This window comes from Kitasatospora kazusensis (assembly GCF_039529945.1).
Classification (GTDB): domain Bacteria; phylum Actinomycetota; class Actinomycetes; order Streptomycetales; family Streptomycetaceae; genus Kitasatospora; species Kitasatospora kazusensis.
Genome location: NZ_BAAANT010000016.1, coordinates 37,255 through 52,424 on the forward strand (window position 1 = coordinate 37,255; position 15,170 = coordinate 52,424).

The 15,170-nt window shown below is 71.3% G+C and carries 15 protein-coding genes; 6 read left to right on the forward strand and 9 right to left on the reverse strand.

The features are described from left to right. Positions 1 to 65 precede the first annotated feature (65 nt). On the reverse strand, positions 66 to 1,283 hold the full coding sequence (locus ABD330_RS15920) for a cytochrome P450 (protein ID WP_344465371.1): 1,218 nt from the start codon (positions 1,281 to 1,283) through the stop codon (positions 66 to 68). A gap of 159 nt (positions 1,284 to 1,442) precedes the next feature. Here ABD330_RS15920 and ABD330_RS32485 point away from each other — a divergent pair, with 159 nt between their 5' ends. Together ABD330_RS32485 and ABD330_RS15930 are read left to right on the forward strand one after the other, a co-directional pair. Further along, a complete protein-coding gene (locus tag ABD330_RS32485; protein WP_425555545.1) occupies positions 1,443 to 2,030 on the forward strand; it encodes a lytic transglycosylase domain-containing protein in 588 nt (195 codons plus the stop codon). A gap of 114 nt (positions 2,031 to 2,144) precedes the next feature. After that, positions 2,145 to 2,504, forward strand: coding sequence for an ArsC/Spx/MgsR family protein (locus ABD330_RS15930; RefSeq protein WP_344465374.1), 360 nt, complete (start codon positions 2,145 to 2,147; stop codon positions 2,502 to 2,504). A 108-nt stretch (positions 2,505 to 2,612) separates the two neighbouring features. Here the strand turns inward: ABD330_RS15930 and ABD330_RS15935 are convergent, their stop codons facing one another. Then, positions 2,613 to 3,083, reverse strand: coding sequence for a pyridoxamine 5'-phosphate oxidase family protein (locus ABD330_RS15935; RefSeq protein WP_344465376.1), 471 nt, complete (start codon positions 3,081 to 3,083; stop codon positions 2,613 to 2,615). Positions 3,084 to 3,149: 66 nt separating this feature from the next. Here ABD330_RS15935 and ABD330_RS15940 point away from each other — a divergent pair, with 66 nt between their 5' ends. Next, complete coding sequence (locus ABD330_RS15940; RefSeq protein ID WP_344465378.1) at positions 3,150 to 3,701, forward strand: DUF1697 domain-containing protein; 552 nt, start codon at positions 3,150 to 3,152, stop codon at positions 3,699 to 3,701. Between the two features lie 63 nt (positions 3,702 to 3,764). On the opposite strand, the gene ABD330_RS15945 is transcribed toward ABD330_RS15940, so the two are convergent. The 4 genes from ABD330_RS15945 to ABD330_RS15960 all read right to left on the reverse strand — a co-directional run bounded on the left by ABD330_RS15945 (position 3,765) and on the right by ABD330_RS15960 (position 8,072). Then, complete coding sequence (locus ABD330_RS15945) at positions 3,765 to 4,490, reverse strand: class I SAM-dependent methyltransferase (RefSeq protein WP_344465380.1); 726 nt, start codon at positions 4,488 to 4,490, stop codon at positions 3,765 to 3,767. A 75-nt stretch (positions 4,491 to 4,565) separates the two neighbouring features. Beyond that, positions 4,566 to 5,288 carry a tRNA-dependent cyclodipeptide synthase gene (locus tag ABD330_RS15950; protein WP_344465382.1) on the reverse strand — a complete coding sequence of 241 codons (723 nt, stop codon included), beginning with the start codon at positions 5,286 to 5,288 and terminating at the stop codon, positions 4,566 to 4,568. Next, positions 5,285 to 6,802 (reverse strand): class I adenylate-forming enzyme family protein, encoded by a 1,518-nt coding sequence (locus tag ABD330_RS15955; RefSeq protein WP_344465384.1) that lies wholly within the window; start codon positions 6,800 to 6,802, stop codon positions 5,285 to 5,287. The genes ABD330_RS15950 and ABD330_RS15955 overlap by 4 nt, the downstream gene beginning before the upstream one ends. A 307-nt stretch (positions 6,803 to 7,109) precedes the next feature. Next, on the reverse strand, positions 7,110 to 8,072 hold the full coding sequence (locus tag ABD330_RS15960) for a DUF1152 domain-containing protein (RefSeq protein WP_344465386.1): 963 nt from the start codon (positions 8,070 to 8,072) through the stop codon (positions 7,110 to 7,112). A gap of 54 nt (positions 8,073 to 8,126) precedes the next feature. Between ABD330_RS15960 and ABD330_RS15965 the strand changes: the two genes are divergently transcribed. Continuing rightward, positions 8,127 to 8,747, forward strand: a complete 621-nt coding sequence (locus ABD330_RS15965) for a DUF6891 domain-containing protein (protein WP_344465388.1) — start codon at positions 8,127 to 8,129, stop codon at positions 8,745 to 8,747. Positions 8,748 to 8,943: 196 nt separating this feature from the next. Here the strand turns inward: ABD330_RS15965 and ABD330_RS15970 are convergent, their stop codons facing one another. Both ABD330_RS15970 and ABD330_RS15975 read right to left on the reverse strand, forming a co-directional pair. Next, positions 8,944 to 9,672, reverse strand: coding sequence for a hemerythrin domain-containing protein (locus ABD330_RS15970; protein WP_344465390.1), 729 nt, complete (start codon positions 9,670 to 9,672; stop codon positions 8,944 to 8,946). Positions 9,673 to 10,125: 453 nt separating this feature from the next. Next, entirely contained in the window at positions 10,126 to 11,151 is a 1,026-nt protein-coding gene (locus ABD330_RS15975; protein WP_344465392.1) for an alpha/beta hydrolase, read from the reverse strand. Positions 11,152 to 11,741: 590 nt separating this feature from the next. On the opposite strand from ABD330_RS15975, the gene ABD330_RS15980 reads away from it, so the two are divergent. Then, positions 11,742 to 12,512: an SDR family oxidoreductase gene (locus ABD330_RS15980; protein WP_344465394.1), complete on the forward strand. Its 771-nt coding sequence runs from the start codon at positions 11,742 to 11,744 to the stop codon at positions 12,510 to 12,512. Positions 12,513 to 12,609: 97 nt separating this feature from the next. On the opposite strand, the gene ABD330_RS15985 is transcribed toward ABD330_RS15980, so the two are convergent. Beyond that, positions 12,610 to 14,343: a carbohydrate-binding module family 20 domain-containing protein gene (locus ABD330_RS15985; RefSeq protein ID WP_425555546.1), complete on the reverse strand. Its 1,734-nt coding sequence runs from the start codon at positions 14,341 to 14,343 to the stop codon at positions 12,610 to 12,612. A 275-nt stretch (positions 14,344 to 14,618) separates the two neighbouring features. Here ABD330_RS15985 and ABD330_RS15990 point away from each other — a divergent pair, with 275 nt between their 5' ends. Further along, the gene (locus ABD330_RS15990; protein WP_344465396.1) at positions 14,619 to 15,125 is read left to right on the forward strand and encodes a SigE family RNA polymerase sigma factor; all 507 of its coding nucleotides are present in this window, start codon (positions 14,619 to 14,621) and stop codon (positions 15,123 to 15,125) included. Positions 15,126 to 15,170 lie beyond the last annotated feature (45 nt).

Consider the following 15,170-nt stretch of genomic DNA (forward strand, 5'->3'; position numbering starts at 1 on the left):
TGTGACGGTTCGGCGGCCGGTGGGTCTGGCGGCCGGGGCCGGGTGGCCGGCCCCGGGTCCGACGGTCAGCGGATGGTGATCGGGAGGCTCTGGTAGCCGCGCAGGACGAGGCGGTCCCGGCGGACGGGTGGGCCGGCGGGGGCCAGTTCCGGGAAGCGGGTGAGCAGCGCGGGAAGCGCCACCGCGCCTTCCAGTCGGGCGAGTTGGGCGCCGAGGCAGTAGTGCGAGCCGCCGCCGAAGCTGAGCGGGCGGCTGTCCCGGCGGGTGGGGTCGAAGCGCTCGGGGTGCTCGTAGCGGAGCGGGTCGCGGTTGGCCGCGCCGATCAGCAGGACGGCCATGCTGCCGTACGGGGCCTCCGTCTCGCCGACCCGCTGCCCGTTCGCGAGCGAGATGCGCGAGGTGAGCTGGACGGGCGAGTCGAAGCGCAGCACCTCGTCGTTCAGGCCGGCCGGCGTCACGGTGCCGTCGCGGAGCCCGGCCGCCGCCTCGGGGTGGTCGAGCAGCAGGGTCAGGCCGTTGCCGAGCAGGTTGGTGGTGGTCTCGAAGCCGGCCACCAGCAGCAGCACCAGGTTGGCGAGCAGCTCGGAGCCGGAGAGCCGGCCATGGTCGGCGTCGGCGACCTGGACCAGGGCGCTGACCAGGTCGTCTCTCGGGTCGGCCCGGCGACGGGCGGCGAGTGCGGTGAAGTAGCCGGCGAGTTCCTCGGCGGCCTCGTCGGCGGCGGCCAGTTCGGAGTCCTCGGCGATCATCTCCAACGAGACCGTGAGGTCGGAGGCGAGGGCGCGGAAGAGGTGCCGGTCGGCCGCCGGTACGCCGAGCAGCTCGCAGATCACCCCGACCGGGAGCCGGTAGGCGAAGGCGTCCATGAAGTCGACCGGGGTGCCGTCGGCGCCCTGGTCGGCCATGTCGTCGAGCAGCCGGTGCACCGCCTCGACCACGGCGGGCTCCAGCGCGGCGATCCGGCGGGCGGTGAAGACCGAGGCGATCAGCGAGCGCATCCGGCTGTGGTCCGGCTCGTTCCGCTCCAGAATCGAGCGGCTGAACATGACCTTCGAGGAGTGGTCGGCGAAGCCCTCCTCCCACCGCCCGCGCAGTTCCGCGTCGGGGACGCGGAAGGTGCCGTCCCGCAGCACCTCGTTGACCTCCCGGTACCCCACGGTCATCAGCAGGGCCTCGCCGGCGGGTGTCACGGCGCCGAGCGCCCGGGCCTGTTCGTAGAGCGGGTACGGGTCCTCCCGCCCCGCCACCGTCATCAGCTGTTCCAGGATCGCCGCGCCGTCCATGGCCACTCCTCCCCGGACTCACCGGGACATCTTCCTGCCGGTTACCGATCGGTAAACGCCCTGTGGGTCCGCCGAGTTCCGATCCGACCGGATTCCGGCCGGGCCGATGCGGGCCACCCCCCGTCCGCAGCGGTCCGCCGCTCCGGGGATGCTTGGGCGATGAGCAGCGGAAACGGGACACGATCACGGGCGCGACGGCGATGGCTGATCGGGCTGAGCACCCTGTTGGTACTGCTGGGCGGCGGGGTGGTCACCGTGGTGCTGGTGGTGCGGGCGCACCAGAAGGTGACCGTCCCGGCCGCGCTGATCCCGCTGATCGACGCGGCGGCGAAGACCTGCCCCGCGCTCTCCCCCTCGCTGATCGCCGGTCAGCTCTACGCCGAGTCGCGCTTCCGAGCCGGGGCCGTCTCCTCGGCCGGTGCCCAGGGAATCGCCCAGTTCACCCCGGAGACCTGGGCGGAGTGGGGCGTGGACGGCGACGGCAGCGGAGCGAAGAACGTCTTCGACCCGGCCGACGCGATCCCCGCCCAGGCGAAGTACGACTGCTGGCTGGCCCGGCAGGTCGCCTCGGTGCCGGGCGACGCGACCGACAACATGCTCGCCGCCTACAACGCGGGCCCCGGCCGGGTCACCCAGTACCAGGGCCTGCCGCCGTATCCGGAGACCCGGGCCTACGTCAGCAAGGTCGACAAGTACGCCGCTCAGTTCCGGCACCTGGACGGGCCCGTCGGCTCACCGGCAGGCTGACCGAGGGTGACCGTCCAGCGGGCCGACCCGTGCAGAACCCGCGCGGGAGCCGGGCCGGCCCCCCGTGGTCCCCGACGGCCGCCACGGGGGCCGCCGATCTCCTAGGCTGTGCGGATGGAGATCTGGATCAACCCGCGCTGCGGGAAGTGCCGAAGCGCGCTCACCGAGTTGGACGCCGTCGGCGCCGAGTACACCGTCCGCCGCTACCTGGAGAACCCGCCGACCGCCGAGGAGCTGGTGCAGGTGCTGGAGCGGCTCGCGCTGGAGCCGTGGGACATCACCCGGCTGGACGAACAGGCCGCCAAGGACCTGGACATGAAGAAGTGGACCCGCACGAAGGCCGACCGGGAGCGTTGGATCGCCGCGCTGGCCGAGCACCCGATCCTGATCCAGCGCCCGATCATCACGGCCGACGACGGGCACGCCGTGGTGGCCCGGACCCCGGAGGTGCTGAAGTCGGTACTGCCCGGCTGAGCCCGGAGCGGGCGGCGGGACGAAACGGGCGGCGGAGCGGGCAGCCGGGAACGGCGGGCCGCCGGGTGACCGGTCGGCCGGGTGGCTCGGCCGCGCGGCCCGGCCCGGTCAGTCCCGGGTGACCGACTTCACCGGCTCGCCCGGACGCCAGGAGCGGATCAGCAGGTGATCGCCCTCGACGGTCGTCAGCACCACCTCCGTCAGGCCGAGCCGGAAGGCGTGGTAGGGCCCGGGCGGCGGCTGCGGGAGATCCGACTCGTACGCGGAGACCTCGACCTCGTCGACGATCTCCACGGCGACACCGGAGATCTTCGCGTCGCCGTCCGCCATCGTCCCGTCACCCGGATTGCTGTGCAGGGCGAAGCGCCCGTCCCGCCGCAGGTCCAGCGCCTTCACCGCGCCGTACATCGAGCCGATCGTCAGATCGGCGCCGACCACCCGGACCTCCGTCCCGCTCACCCGGGGTGCACCGCTCTTGCGCAGGGTGGCCAGCACGTGGTGCCGGTGGGCCTCGAAGCGGGCCCGGACGGCGGGCTCCAAGTCCGGGGCCTCCTGCTCGAAATCCTGCCAACTGGTCATGCGGCCAGTCTGGCAGCGGCCACCGGCAAATTCCCGGACCGCCGTGTCGTGCGCCAGACTGGGCCGGTGACAGACACCACGTACATCGCGTTCCTGCGGGCGGTCAACGTCGGCGGACGGACGGTGAAGATGGAGCCGCTGCGCGCACTCTTCGCCGAGCTGGGGCTGCGCGACGTCCGCTCGTACATCCAGAGCGGCAACGTCTTCTTCGGCACCGACGAGACCGACCGCGCGGCGCTGACCGCGCGCATCGAACAGCACCTGGAGTCGGCCCTCGGCTACCCGGTGCCCGTGATGCTGCGGACGGTGGCGGAGGTCGAGGAACTGGTCGCGGCCGACCCCTTCGCGGGCATCGAGGTGACGCCGGAGCTGCGGCTCTGCGTGGTCTTCCTCTCCGAGCCGCTGCCGGCCGACTACGTCTTCCCGGTCCACTCCCCCAAGGGCGACTGGGACATCCTCGGTGCCACGCCCGGCGCGGCCTTCGTGGTGATGCACCTGCGCAACGGCCGGCTCGGCGCCAACCCCGCCGCCGCCTTCCCGAAGTCGTACGGCGGCCAGGGCACCGCCCGCTTCTTCCACACCACCGTCAAGATCCTCGCGGCCGCCCGCAAAAGCTAAGAGGGCCAACAGGGCCAGTGGGGCCCGGCCGGGGTCCTCGGACCCGGCCGGGCCCCACCGGGTTCAGTCCCGGTACGCGCTGAGCAGGAGCCCGAGCGGGCTCTTCAGCAGACGGCCGAGGCGTACGGCGGTGTCGGCGGGGACGGCGGCGTGCGTCATCTCCTCCCAGCCGATCCGGGTGAATCCGGCGGCCTCCACGGCCCCCGCCAGAGTCGCCGCCGGCCAGTAGTGCACCTGCACCGATGCGGGGGGAGTCGCGGGGATCGTGATGGTGAAGGGCTCCCCCTCCCGGATGCCGGCCGGGCGGTCCACCACGTAGCCGAACTCCCGTGCCGTGTCCGGGTCGCAGTCCGCGTTCCCGACGTAGGCCAGCAGCCTGCCGCCGGGGGCGAGGTTCGAGAAGATCCGCCGGCACATGTCGTCCAGCGTCGCCCTGCCGTCCGCGTAGTGCAGCACGTTGACGGCGACGACCAGGTCGAACGGGCCCAGCTCCGGCATCGTCGCCACGTCGTGCACCTGGTACCGGATGCCCAGCGGGTGCTCCGCCTCGGCGGCTTCGGCCAGCCGGATCATCTCGCTGGAGGAGTCCGTCCCGACCACGTGCCCGGCGCCCCGCTGCGCGACCAGCCGTGCGTAGACGCCGTCGCCGCACCCCACGTCCAGCACCCGCTTCCCCTGCACCGGCCCCAGGGCCCGGAAGAACGAGGGGAACTCCACGTTGTCGCGGTAGAAGCCGATGGTCTCCTCGATATCGGCCAGTCGTGCGGCGAGCGTGTTGTACTGCGTCATGAGCCCCTCACAGTAATGTCGACAACCGGGCCGGCCCTGCCTGACCCGTCGTGGCGTGGCCTCGGGATCGGCTGCTCACCGAGCCGGGCGGATGGTGGCGTACGCCTGTCGGGGTGACGCCTGGATCAGGGACTTCCCGGAGAAGACGAGCTCCGCCAGCGGAAGTTCCCGGTGGTAGAAGTTCAGCGAGGACGGCACGCCGAAGATGTCGCTCGACGCCAGGAAGAAGGGGAGTTCGGCGGTCAGGTACCGCATCGACCGCTCGATCTGGGCATCGGTGGCCGGCCCGTCGTGGCCTCTGGCGGCCAAGACCTCCCGGCTCATCGCGGCGCAGGTCTGCCAGAGGGCGTCGTCCTCGGTCAGGGCGCGCTCGCACTCCGCCAGCTTGGCGCGGTAGACGGCGCCGGAGGCCAGCTCCGACATCCGGTGCAGGCCGTCGCCCGCCCTCGGTCCGCCACTGCTCCTCCAGGCCCGGGTCACCCTGTTGACCAGCGCGTTGATCTCGCCGCGGGTCTTCTTCGCCGCGCGCTGCGGGTCGTAGCCGAGCGCGTGGTAGGTGTGCTCCAGCGCGGAGTCCGGGATGACGACGTCGACCTGCTCGAACTCCTCGCAGAGCCAGCCGAGCAGGTCCGTCAGCAGCGTGAGCTGGAAGTAACTGTTCCCGGGACTTATCCCGCAGACCACGTGCCGGCGCTGCTCCCAGATCAGCCGCGACTCCTCGGTGAACGGCTCTACGGTGAAGGCACCTTGCTGGAACATCAGGTTCAGCTCCGCGTCGTCGACCCGTGCCGTGGTCACGTCCACCTGCCGGTACCGACGTGACCGGCTCCGGTCAGGTGACGCCGGCGGAGCTCCTCCCGGAGGATCTTTCCGGTGCCGGTGCGCGGCATGTCCTTGAAGGCGATCACGATCGGCTCCGCCATTTCGGGCAGCCCGCGCACGGCCTTCCGCCAGTGCCCCCGGTCCAGCAGGCCATCGGGGGTCGCGACCACGGGTACCGGGGGGCCGTCGGGCACGGGGAGCAGCGCCACGTCGTGCCCTTCGGGCAGGTAGTCGACGATCACGTCCTCCTGCTCCAGGCAGCTCGCCCCGGGCGCGTAGTTGACCTCGCGGTCGAGCAGTTTGAGGGCGCCCGTCCTGGTCTTGACGCCGATGTCACCGGTGTTCCACCACTCGCCCACGGCCTTCTCGTTCCAGCGTTCGGGTTCCTGGTAGTAGCCGACGCACCGGGCCTTCGTCCGCGCGAGCACGATCCCCGGCCGGCCGTTCGGCACCGGGCTGAACGTCTCGGGGTCCACCACCTTGAGCTGGACGAAGCCGGGCATCGGCCGGCCCACCTTGCGGGGCCCCGGCTGCTGGTCCCGCCGCTTGTTGGCCCGGTACCGCGTGATGACGGTCATGCCCAGTCCGCCGGTCTCGGACTGCCCGTACCCCTCGCGCCAGACCGGGAAGCGGTGCCGGGAGGAATTCAGGAAGGTGCGGATCGTCGACCAGTGCATCGCGTCGAAGTTCCCCACGAACATGCGCACCGAGGAAAAGGCGTCGTCCTGCTTCTCCTTGGCGAGTTTCTCCAGCTTGAGGAAATCGATCGGCAGTGCCTCGATCACCGTGGGACGGTGCTGCCGGAACATCGGGCCGACGATCTCGGGGTCGTTCTCGCTCATCAGCAGGACCTTCGCGGGCGACAGGGTCAGCACCGAATAGATCCAGGTGAAGGAGCGGGCGTGCACGTACGGCAGGAACATCGCCACCGTGTCGTTGCGGCCGAAGGTGATGGGCGGCAGGTGCCGGCATTCCAGCCTGGCCATCTGCCCCTGGAGCTTCTCCGGGGTGTACATGATGAGCTTCGGGATCCCGGTCGTGCCCGAGGTGTGGGTGAGCATCATCAGCTCGTCGTCGCCGCGCGGGACGGGGGCGGGGTCGGGGCCACCGAGGAGGTCCGCGAGGGCCAGCGCGTCCGGTACGCCGCCGTCGAGGCACAGGGTCCGGTCGGCGAAGGAGGAGAGCGCGCTCCCGTCGCTCCCCTTCTCCTCCAGCAGCCTGCGGTTGGTCACCAGCAGCTTCGGTTCGACACGCTGGAGCAGCGGGCGCACCGAGTCGGGGGGCAGCAGCCCCGACAGCATGACCGGGATCGCGCCGATCCTGATCCCGGCGGCGGCGAGCAGCAGGCAGTCGAAGTGGTTCTCCTTGTAGACGGCGAACCGGTCGCCGGGGCGGACCCCGGCCGCGTGCAGCGCACCGGCGGTGTTCCTCACGCATTCGGCCATCGCTGCCACGTCGAGAATGGTCTGACCGGCCGGGTCGATATCCATCGGACGACTGAGGCGGAAAAGCATCGACTTTCCCTTTTCCGCCCTGTGGTCGAAGAGGAGCCCGACGCTCGACTTCCATAATTGGCTTCCAGGCACTGCTTTCCCCGTTCCAGCTGAGCAATCCTGACAATCGAAGACGCTACGGTCGGGTTGCGCGGCCGGTCAAGAAGTCCGGGCGGGCCCGGCGGGATTCGTGAATTCCTCACGGCGCACCCATGACCGTCCCATCGGGTACCGACCGCCGAAATCACCGGCGGGTACTCCTGGCACGCCCGGTGTGCCGCGTCGCCTGATATGCCCGGTCCGTCTAGTGCGGGAACTGCCTGGGCGGCCGCCGGGCCGGGAGGCCGTCGCGGAAGTCCTCGACGGCCGAGCTGATCTGCCGGGTCTGCCAGGTCCGCTCGATGCGGTCGAGGTAGAGGTGGCGGGCGGCCAGGGCCTCGACGGTGACGCCGAAGTAGAGCGTCATCAGCGGGTTGACGAAGAGTTCGCTGTGCCTGGTCCGGTCGGTGAACCGGACGTCGCCGAACTCGCCGCGCAGGGCGGCCGCCACCGAGCCCTGGACGATGCTCGGGTGCTCGGGGAAGGCCGCCTGGGCGTGCGCGACGGCGTCCAGGTAGAGGGCGCCCTCGCGGCTGTCGCGCGGGATGGAGAAGGCGCCGAGGTAGCCGCCGGCCCGGTCGAGGGCGGCGAGGTTCTCCAGCACGAGCGAGTGGTTCACGCCGTGGTACGCGTCGACGCCGAACCCGAGGCAGACCACCAGCCGTTCGGGGATCTCGGGCATCCCCGCCACCGCGCCGAGGCTCGCCATGTCCTCCTCCGGCGTCCCGAGGCCGGCCTCGTCGCCGCGCATCAGGATGTCCGTCCCGCCGTCCACCAGCACGATCGCGTCGACGCCGAGCCGGGCCGCCAGCGCGCGGTACGCGCTGCGCAGCGGCTTGACCCCGGCCGACTCGAAGGCCCAGACAGTGTCGGGCATGCCGTGCAGCCGCAGCCAGCGGGCGAGGGTGCGCTCGGGGAAGTACCGCTCCGCCGAGCGGGTGTCGGGGCGGATCTCGGCGAGCCCCGGCGCCTCCCACACCTCGGAGTCCAGGCCGTAGAGGTGACTGAACGACAGGTTGGCGAGGTGCACCTCCCGGCCGTCCGCTCTCAGCGCCAGCGCGAGCGGCAGCCCGGCGTAGACGTCGAACCCGCCTCCCGCGCCGGCGATCAGGATGCGTTCGGCTCCCCGGAGCCTGCTCAGCAACGGTGGTTCGAAGAAGGAGGACATCCACGGACGCTACCAAGGGCAGGGGTTGTCCCCGGCAGGTGGGAGGATGCCGCTATGACTGAGATCATTCTCGACCTCGACCCTGAGCTGGTACGCGACGCCGAGGAGCGGGCGCGGGAGTTGATCCGCTGCGGCTTCCTGGAGCAGGACGAGGTCGCCGAGGTACTGCTCGACTCCTTCGACGACCCGGGGCTGGACGTCGAGCACGCCGACGAGATAGTCGCCCCGCTCTGGGAGGCCCGGCTCGCCGAACAGGAGAGCTGGCCCGAGGTCACCGACGTGGACCGGCTCGCCGAGGCGTTCGACGCGCTGGAGGCCCAGGGCATCGTGGCGGAGATGGACTTCACCTGCTGCGCCCGCTGCGGCTACGCCGAGATCGGCGCGGAGGCCGACGAGGACTCGCACGGTTTCGTGTTCTTCCACGAGCAGGACACCGAGCGTGCGGCCGCCGGGCAGGGCCTGACGCTCCGTTACGGCGCCTTCCGGGCCGCCGAAGGCACCGAGGACGCGGCCGGCCCGGGCGACTCGGCCGCGGAGACCGAGGAGACCGCCGCGGTCGGGCGGGCCGTGGTCGCGGCGCTGGCCAAGGCCGGGCTGCGGACGCAGTGGGACGGCTCGCCGGACGAGGTCATCCTCGTCACGCCGCTGAACTGGCTGAACCGCCTGCCGGAGTGACGCGGCCCCGGATACCCGCCCACCCCCGTGCGAACGGGTATCCGGAGTTCGAGGTGCCCGCGCCCGCCCTGCCGCACCGCCGGGGCGCGGGCGGGGCAGGGGCACGGGCGGGGCAAGGGCACGGGGAGCAGGGCACGAACCGGGCCGCGGGCTGCCGACCAGCCCGGCCGCGGCCCTGCGGGACAGAGCTGCGGGGTCAGAGCTGCGAGCCCCAGAGCAGGTCGGTGCAGCGCGCGTACGTGTCGCGCCAGTGCGGCCACTGACGGGCCGTCGCGTCGTCGCAGTCCGCGATCAGCCGGTCGACCTGGCGGTCGTCCACGCCTTCCAGCAGCCAGACCAGCGCGTCGGAGGGCGCCGGGCCGTCGGCCGCGCGCAGCAGGTCCAGCAGCTCGGGCAGGGTGCCGATCCGCGATCCCGCCGGGAAGATCCCGGTCATCCGGGGCAGCAGCTGGCGCTCCTCGATCCGCAGGTGGGTCTCCAGCCGCGCCGCCAGCTCCTCGACGGCGTACGCGACCGGCCAGCTGCTCGCCGGGTCCCGGGTGGCGATCCGGACCAGGGTGGTGACCCGGGTGAACGAGTGGTCGAGGTTGTGGTGGTCGGACTCCAGCCAGTTGAGCAGCAGGCGCAGTTCGGGCGCGAAGCGGCGCAGCAGCGGCCAGAGGCGGGTGTCCTGCTGCTCGTGGTGGCAGGTGAGCATCGCCGTCAGGAAGTCCCAGTGCCGCTGCAGTGCCTCGGCCCCGGCCAGGTCGTCCGGCTGGAGCAGCCGCAGGGCGTTGGGCAACCGGGCCAGGTCGCGGCGCAGCGCGGCGTGCACGAGTCGCAGACCGGCGAAGGGCATCGGGCCGACGACCGGCTGGACGTCGCGCTCCTGGCCCGACTGGGCGGGGATCTTCGGGGACTCGACGGGCAGCAGGTAGCTGGGCATCGCACTCTCTTCACGACTGGCTGAGACTGGGCCGGTTCGGATCCTGCGACCGCAGCACCCCGACTCGGATCTCCAGGGTGGTGACAGCTCATCAGAATCGAATCAATGTCTGATTGACGTGCAGGTCAGAGCCCTGCCGGGCATTCACGGAGCCTTCGGCGGACCTCGTGCCTTCAGAGGTCAGTTCTAGCCTGCCGGTACGACAACAGCGGTGCCTCACCGGCGGGCACGGGACACCCGGCCGCCTCCCGGGGGCGCCGGGGATCCACTCTACGACCGCCCGCCCGCGAGCGGCCCGGTGCGCGGGTACGCCATGAGCGGATCCGCGGACCGCTCGTGGCGGAGGGTGCCGCCTCCCCTCTCGCACTCCCCCGGCGGACGCGCCGCAGCCCCGGCGCCGCAGAGCGGCACCGGGGCTGCGGGGTGCAACGTTTTTGCGCCCGGGTCGGACGATCAGTCGTTCTCGGGGCCGTCCAGGTTCTTGGTCAGCCATTCGAGCGTGTTGGGGATCATCTTCTTGAAGTCCGAGGTCAGGTGCTTGCCACCCGGCTGCTCGTAGTACTCGATGGTGGTCGGGGCGGCCGCCTTGGCCACCCACTTCTTCACCAGGTTGGTCTCGTACGGCGTCCCGCCGGCGGCGGTGGCGAGCATCTTGACGTCGGCCTTGCTGGTGGCCACCAGCATGTCGGGGCTGTTGGCGAGGCGCTCGGCCTCGTGGCCCCTCCAGAGGTGCGAGTCCGGGTTCCAGTAGCCGTCGATCGGCACGGCCACCTTGTAGAGGTCGGGGTGCTGCAGGGCCAGCTTGGCGCTGCAGAACCCGCCGGTCGAGGCGCCCATCACGCCCCAGCTGTCGCGGCCCTTGAGGGTGCGGAAGTTGGCGCGGACGAAGTCCGGGATGTCCTCGGCCATCCAGGTCCCCATCTTCGGCTGGCCCGGGATGTCGCTGCAGTCGAAGGCGTTGTTCTCGTCGCTGATCAGGTTCTGCACCGGCATGATCATGATGAACGGGTGCGCCTTGCCCTGCTTGACGAGGTCGGCGTCCTCGGCCTGGATCGGCAGCTGGTTGTCCGTCCAGGTGTTGTAGCCGTTGCTCTGGCCGCCCGCGTACAGGGTGAGCACCGGGAAGCCGTAGTTGGCGTACTTCGGGTCGTTGTACTGCGGCGGCAGCCAGACCCAGACCTTGGCGGAGACGCCGGACTTCTTGCCCGTCAGGGTGGTCATCAGGATCGGCCCGGCGGTCGTGTCACGCGCCTTGGTGAAGTTGGTGGCCGGGCCGGTCGGCATCAGCACCTTGGTCGGCTTCGGCGGAGCGCTGCTCACGGGGGCGCTGGGACTGTCGACCGCGGCCGGCTTCCCGTCGACGGCGGGTGCGGTGCTGCTGCCGCCGCCACCACAGGCGGCCAGGGCCCCGGCGAGGGCGAGCGTGGTGGCCGCGACGAGGACGGCGCGGGTACGGGTGGGGTGCGACAGCGGCTGCACGGTGAGTCTCTCCGACCGATCTCACGCCCGGTCGACCGATCCGGGCGGTGGCCCCCTGGCGGGGCCCGTTGTGGTTCGCGGCTGGGGCACGCGAGGTTCCGGCCAACGCGGACACCTGACTGCCGCGGGCGTCCGGTTTCAGCCGACCCCAGGAAGGCGCCACCACTCCGTTCGGAGCAGCGTGCCGTTCACGAATCCTATGACGTGAAACCACCCCTCACAGGTTGCCGGCCGACCGTGGAAACCTCCGTATGCCCGCCGATCAGCGGGGGTTCACCCCCGCCGAAGGTCGGAGTCGTACCCGCGGTGTGCCGCACCCGGACCCGTGATCACCTGCTCCACACCGAAAACGCCCACCTCGCTGCCGAGTCGGACACCCGCGGCAGTCTCCCGGCCGTCGGCGGGCTCCGGCCGACGGCCCGGCGCGGCCGTGACCAGACTCACACCGCCGGCCGGCCCCGGGCCCGGATCCCACCAGCCGGAGCCGCCCGCCGCCGACCGGTCCTTGGACGCTCTTACAGTGCCCCCGGCCGGGCCGATGGGCGATCATGAGGGCGTCTGCACAGCCTGCGGAACCCGAGGAGCACGCCATGAACGCCAGCCCCGCCCCCCTTGCCGCGCCGGGCCAGGTCGCCGTCGTCACCGGAGCGGGCACGGGTGTCGGGCGGGCCGTGGCGCTGGAGCTGGCGGCGGCGGGCTGGCGCGTCGTGCTGGCCGGCCGCCGGGCCGAGCCGCTGCACGGGACCGCGGCACTCGCGGGGCGGCCCGCCGCCGTCGTCCCGACCGACGTGACCGACCCGGCGGCCGTGGACGCGCTCTTCGACGAGACGGCGGCCCGCTTCGGCCGGCTCGACCTGCTGTTCAACAACGCCGGGACGTTCGGCGCCCCCGTGCCGGTCGAGGAGCTCTCGTACGCGGACTGGCGGGCGGTGGTGGACCTCAACCTGACCGGCGCCTTCCTCTGCGCCCAGGCGGCCTTCCGCCTGATGAAGGACCAGCACCCGCAGGGCGGCCGGATCATCAACAACGGTTCGATCTCCGCCCACGTGCCGCGGCCGCACAGCATCGCGTACACCGCCACCAAGCACGCCGTCACCGGGCTCACCAAGTCGCTGTCGCTGGACGGCCGCCCGTACCGGATCGCCTGCGGCCAGATCGACATCGGCAACGCGGCGACGGACATGACCTCCGCGATGAGCACCGGTGTCCGCCAGGCCGACGGCCGGATCGCGGCCGAACCGACGATGGACGTGGCCGACGTCGCGCGGACGGTGCGGCACATGGCGGAGCTGCCGCTGGAGGCCAACGTCCAGTTCGCGACCGTCATGGCGACGACGATGCCCTACATCGGGCGTGGCTGAGGAAAGGCGACCGCTCGACCACGGACAGGGGCGCGTGGGGGGACCTACGCGAGATCGGAAGGCGACGACCTTTCCCCGCGCCCCTGTCCGTGGCTGGTCAGTTGCGCCAGGTGTCGTTGAGCGCCAGCATCCCGTTCGCCGGGACGGTGGCCGTCCGGTTGGCACCGGACTCCCAGGTCACCGAGCCGTCGGCCTCCTTGCGGAGGTACTTGTACTGGAAGGCGGTGCCCGCCGGCATCGTGACGTTCAGCTTCCAGACCGGGTAGCTCGCCGAGGAGAGCAGCAGGGCCTTGCTGGTGTCCCAGCCGCCGAGCGCGGCGTTGTCGCCGACCACGTAGATGTTCTGGCCCGGCACCGTGGTGGCGTTGACCGCGAACGCCGCACCGGCGGTGGCGGACGGCGCGCCGGGGGCACCGACGTACAGCGCGACGGAGTCACCGGCGCCGACCGTCGCGGTGAACGTGCCGTTCGAGCCGACGGTGTACGTGGTGCCGGTGCAGCCGCCGCCCGTCGGGTCGCCGTGCTCGACGTCGCAGTAGCTGCCGGCCGGCAGCGAGGTCTGGAAGGTCTGGGTGACCGGGTAGCTCTCGTGGTTGATCGCCACGTAGCCCTTGGAGCCCCGGCCGAAGCCGATCGCGTTGCCGCCGTCGGACCACCAGTTGGTCACGCCGGTGCCGGAGACGGCGTTGCGGAAGCCGACCATGTTGGCGACGGGCTGCCAGGCGTGCGTGCAGTTCCAGCCGTCGCTGTAGCAGGCGTTGACGGTGCCGCCGCCCGGCGGGCCGTCGTCGTTGCCGGAGAAGGCGTAGCCGGAGTAGACGTTCGGCGAGCCGTAGGGGAAGGCCAGCATGAAGACGTTGGCCAGGGTGTACGTGTTGCCGTACTTGTAGTTCAGGGTCGAGCCGTTGCGCTCGGTGTCCCAGTTGTCGACGAAGGTGCGGGCCTGGCTGCTCGGCAGCAGGCCGGAGCCCCAGTTGGACAGGGAGGCGATGCTGCCGCCGCTGAACGCGCTCTTCAGCCAGGTGCCGGAGCGGAACTCGTCGACGTCGCCGGTGCCGGTGTACTCGGCGGGCTGGATCGGCTCGCCCGCGCCGTAGATGACCTCCTGGACCCAGAAGGCGTTGGGGTTGCTCGTCCTGGCCTTGATGGCGGCGAGGTCGGTGGCGGCGATGTGCTTGGCCGCGTCGATCCGGAAGCCGTCCACGCCGAGGGAGCCCAGGTCGCTCAGGTAGTTGGCGATGGTCTGCTGGACGTACGCGCTGCCGGTGTCGAGGTCGGCGAGGTTGACCAGCTCGCAGTTCTGCACGTTGGAGCGGTCGTCGTAGTTGGTGATCGGCTGCCGGCAGGAGTGGAAGTCCTGGTCCTGGTAGTAGCCGGGGTAGTTGTACTTGGTGTAGTTCGTCCCGCCGGTCCCGGTGCCGGAACCGGCCGTCATGTGGTTGATCACCGCGTCGGCGACCACCTTGACGCCTGCCGCGTGGCAGGTGTTCACCATGTTCTGGAACGAGGTGCGGTCGCCGAGCCGCCCGGCGATCCGGTAGCTGACCGGCTGGTAGGAGGTCCACCACTGCGGACCCTGGATGTGCTCCTCGGCCGGGGAGACCTCGACGTAGCCGTAGCCCTTGGGGCCGAGGGTGTCGGTGCAGGCCTTGGCGACGGAGTCGAACTTCCACTCGAAGAGAGTGGCGGTGACGTCCTTGCCTCCGGGCGGGGCGGCGCTGGCGGCGGGGGCGAGGGTGAGGCCGGTGCCTATCGAGAGCAGCAGGGCGGCGGACGCGCTCAGCGCGCCGACCGCGCGGGCGCGCCGACGGGTGGGGGAATCGGTGACCACAGTGTCTCCAGGGGGCTGGGGTGGCAGCCTGCTACGCCCGTGGACGTGGGGGTGGCACGGGCGGTCAGCGTTACACCTGAGTAGCTTGCTGCAAGAAGATTGAAACTTGCAGGAAACTTTCAGTGCGCTGAATTTATGAGCAGGCCCACACCGCGTCAAGGGTCCCGAAGGCAACGGTTGGATGTCGGCGAAATCCGCGTGATACCTGTGGGCGGCCCACCGCATCTAGTACCGGTGACGTCATCACCAGCACCGATCACACAGGGGACCACCGGATGGACAAGGCACTCGGCTTCGAGGAGTTCGCGAGCACCAGGGCTCGGCGGCTCTTCCAGGTCGCGTACCTGATGTGCGGGGACTGGCATCAGGCGCAGGACCTCGTCCAGACGACGCTGGCCAAGATGTTCTCGGTCTGGGGACGTCTGCGGCGCGGCCGGGACGAACCCGGTCTGGACGCGTACGCCCGCAAGGTACTACTGCGCACCTACCTGTCGCAGAAGCGGCTGCGGCGCTCGTCGGAGATCGTCACGGACGAGCTGCCCGAGCCCGCCACCGCCGACGACGGCAGTGATCTGCGGCTCACCCTGGCCAGTGCGCTGGCCCAGCTGCCGCCACGGAACCGGGCCGTGGTGGTCCTGCGCTACCTGGAGGACCACTCGATAGAGGCGGTGGCCGACATGCTCGGCGTCTCGGCGGGCGCGGTGAAGAGCCTGAACACCCGCTCGCTGGCCATGCTCCGGGAGACCCTCGGCACGGACCGCGAACTCCTCTTCCGTCGCTGACCCCGCCACCGGCACGCCCGCAGCCCCGACCCGAAGCCGACCGAC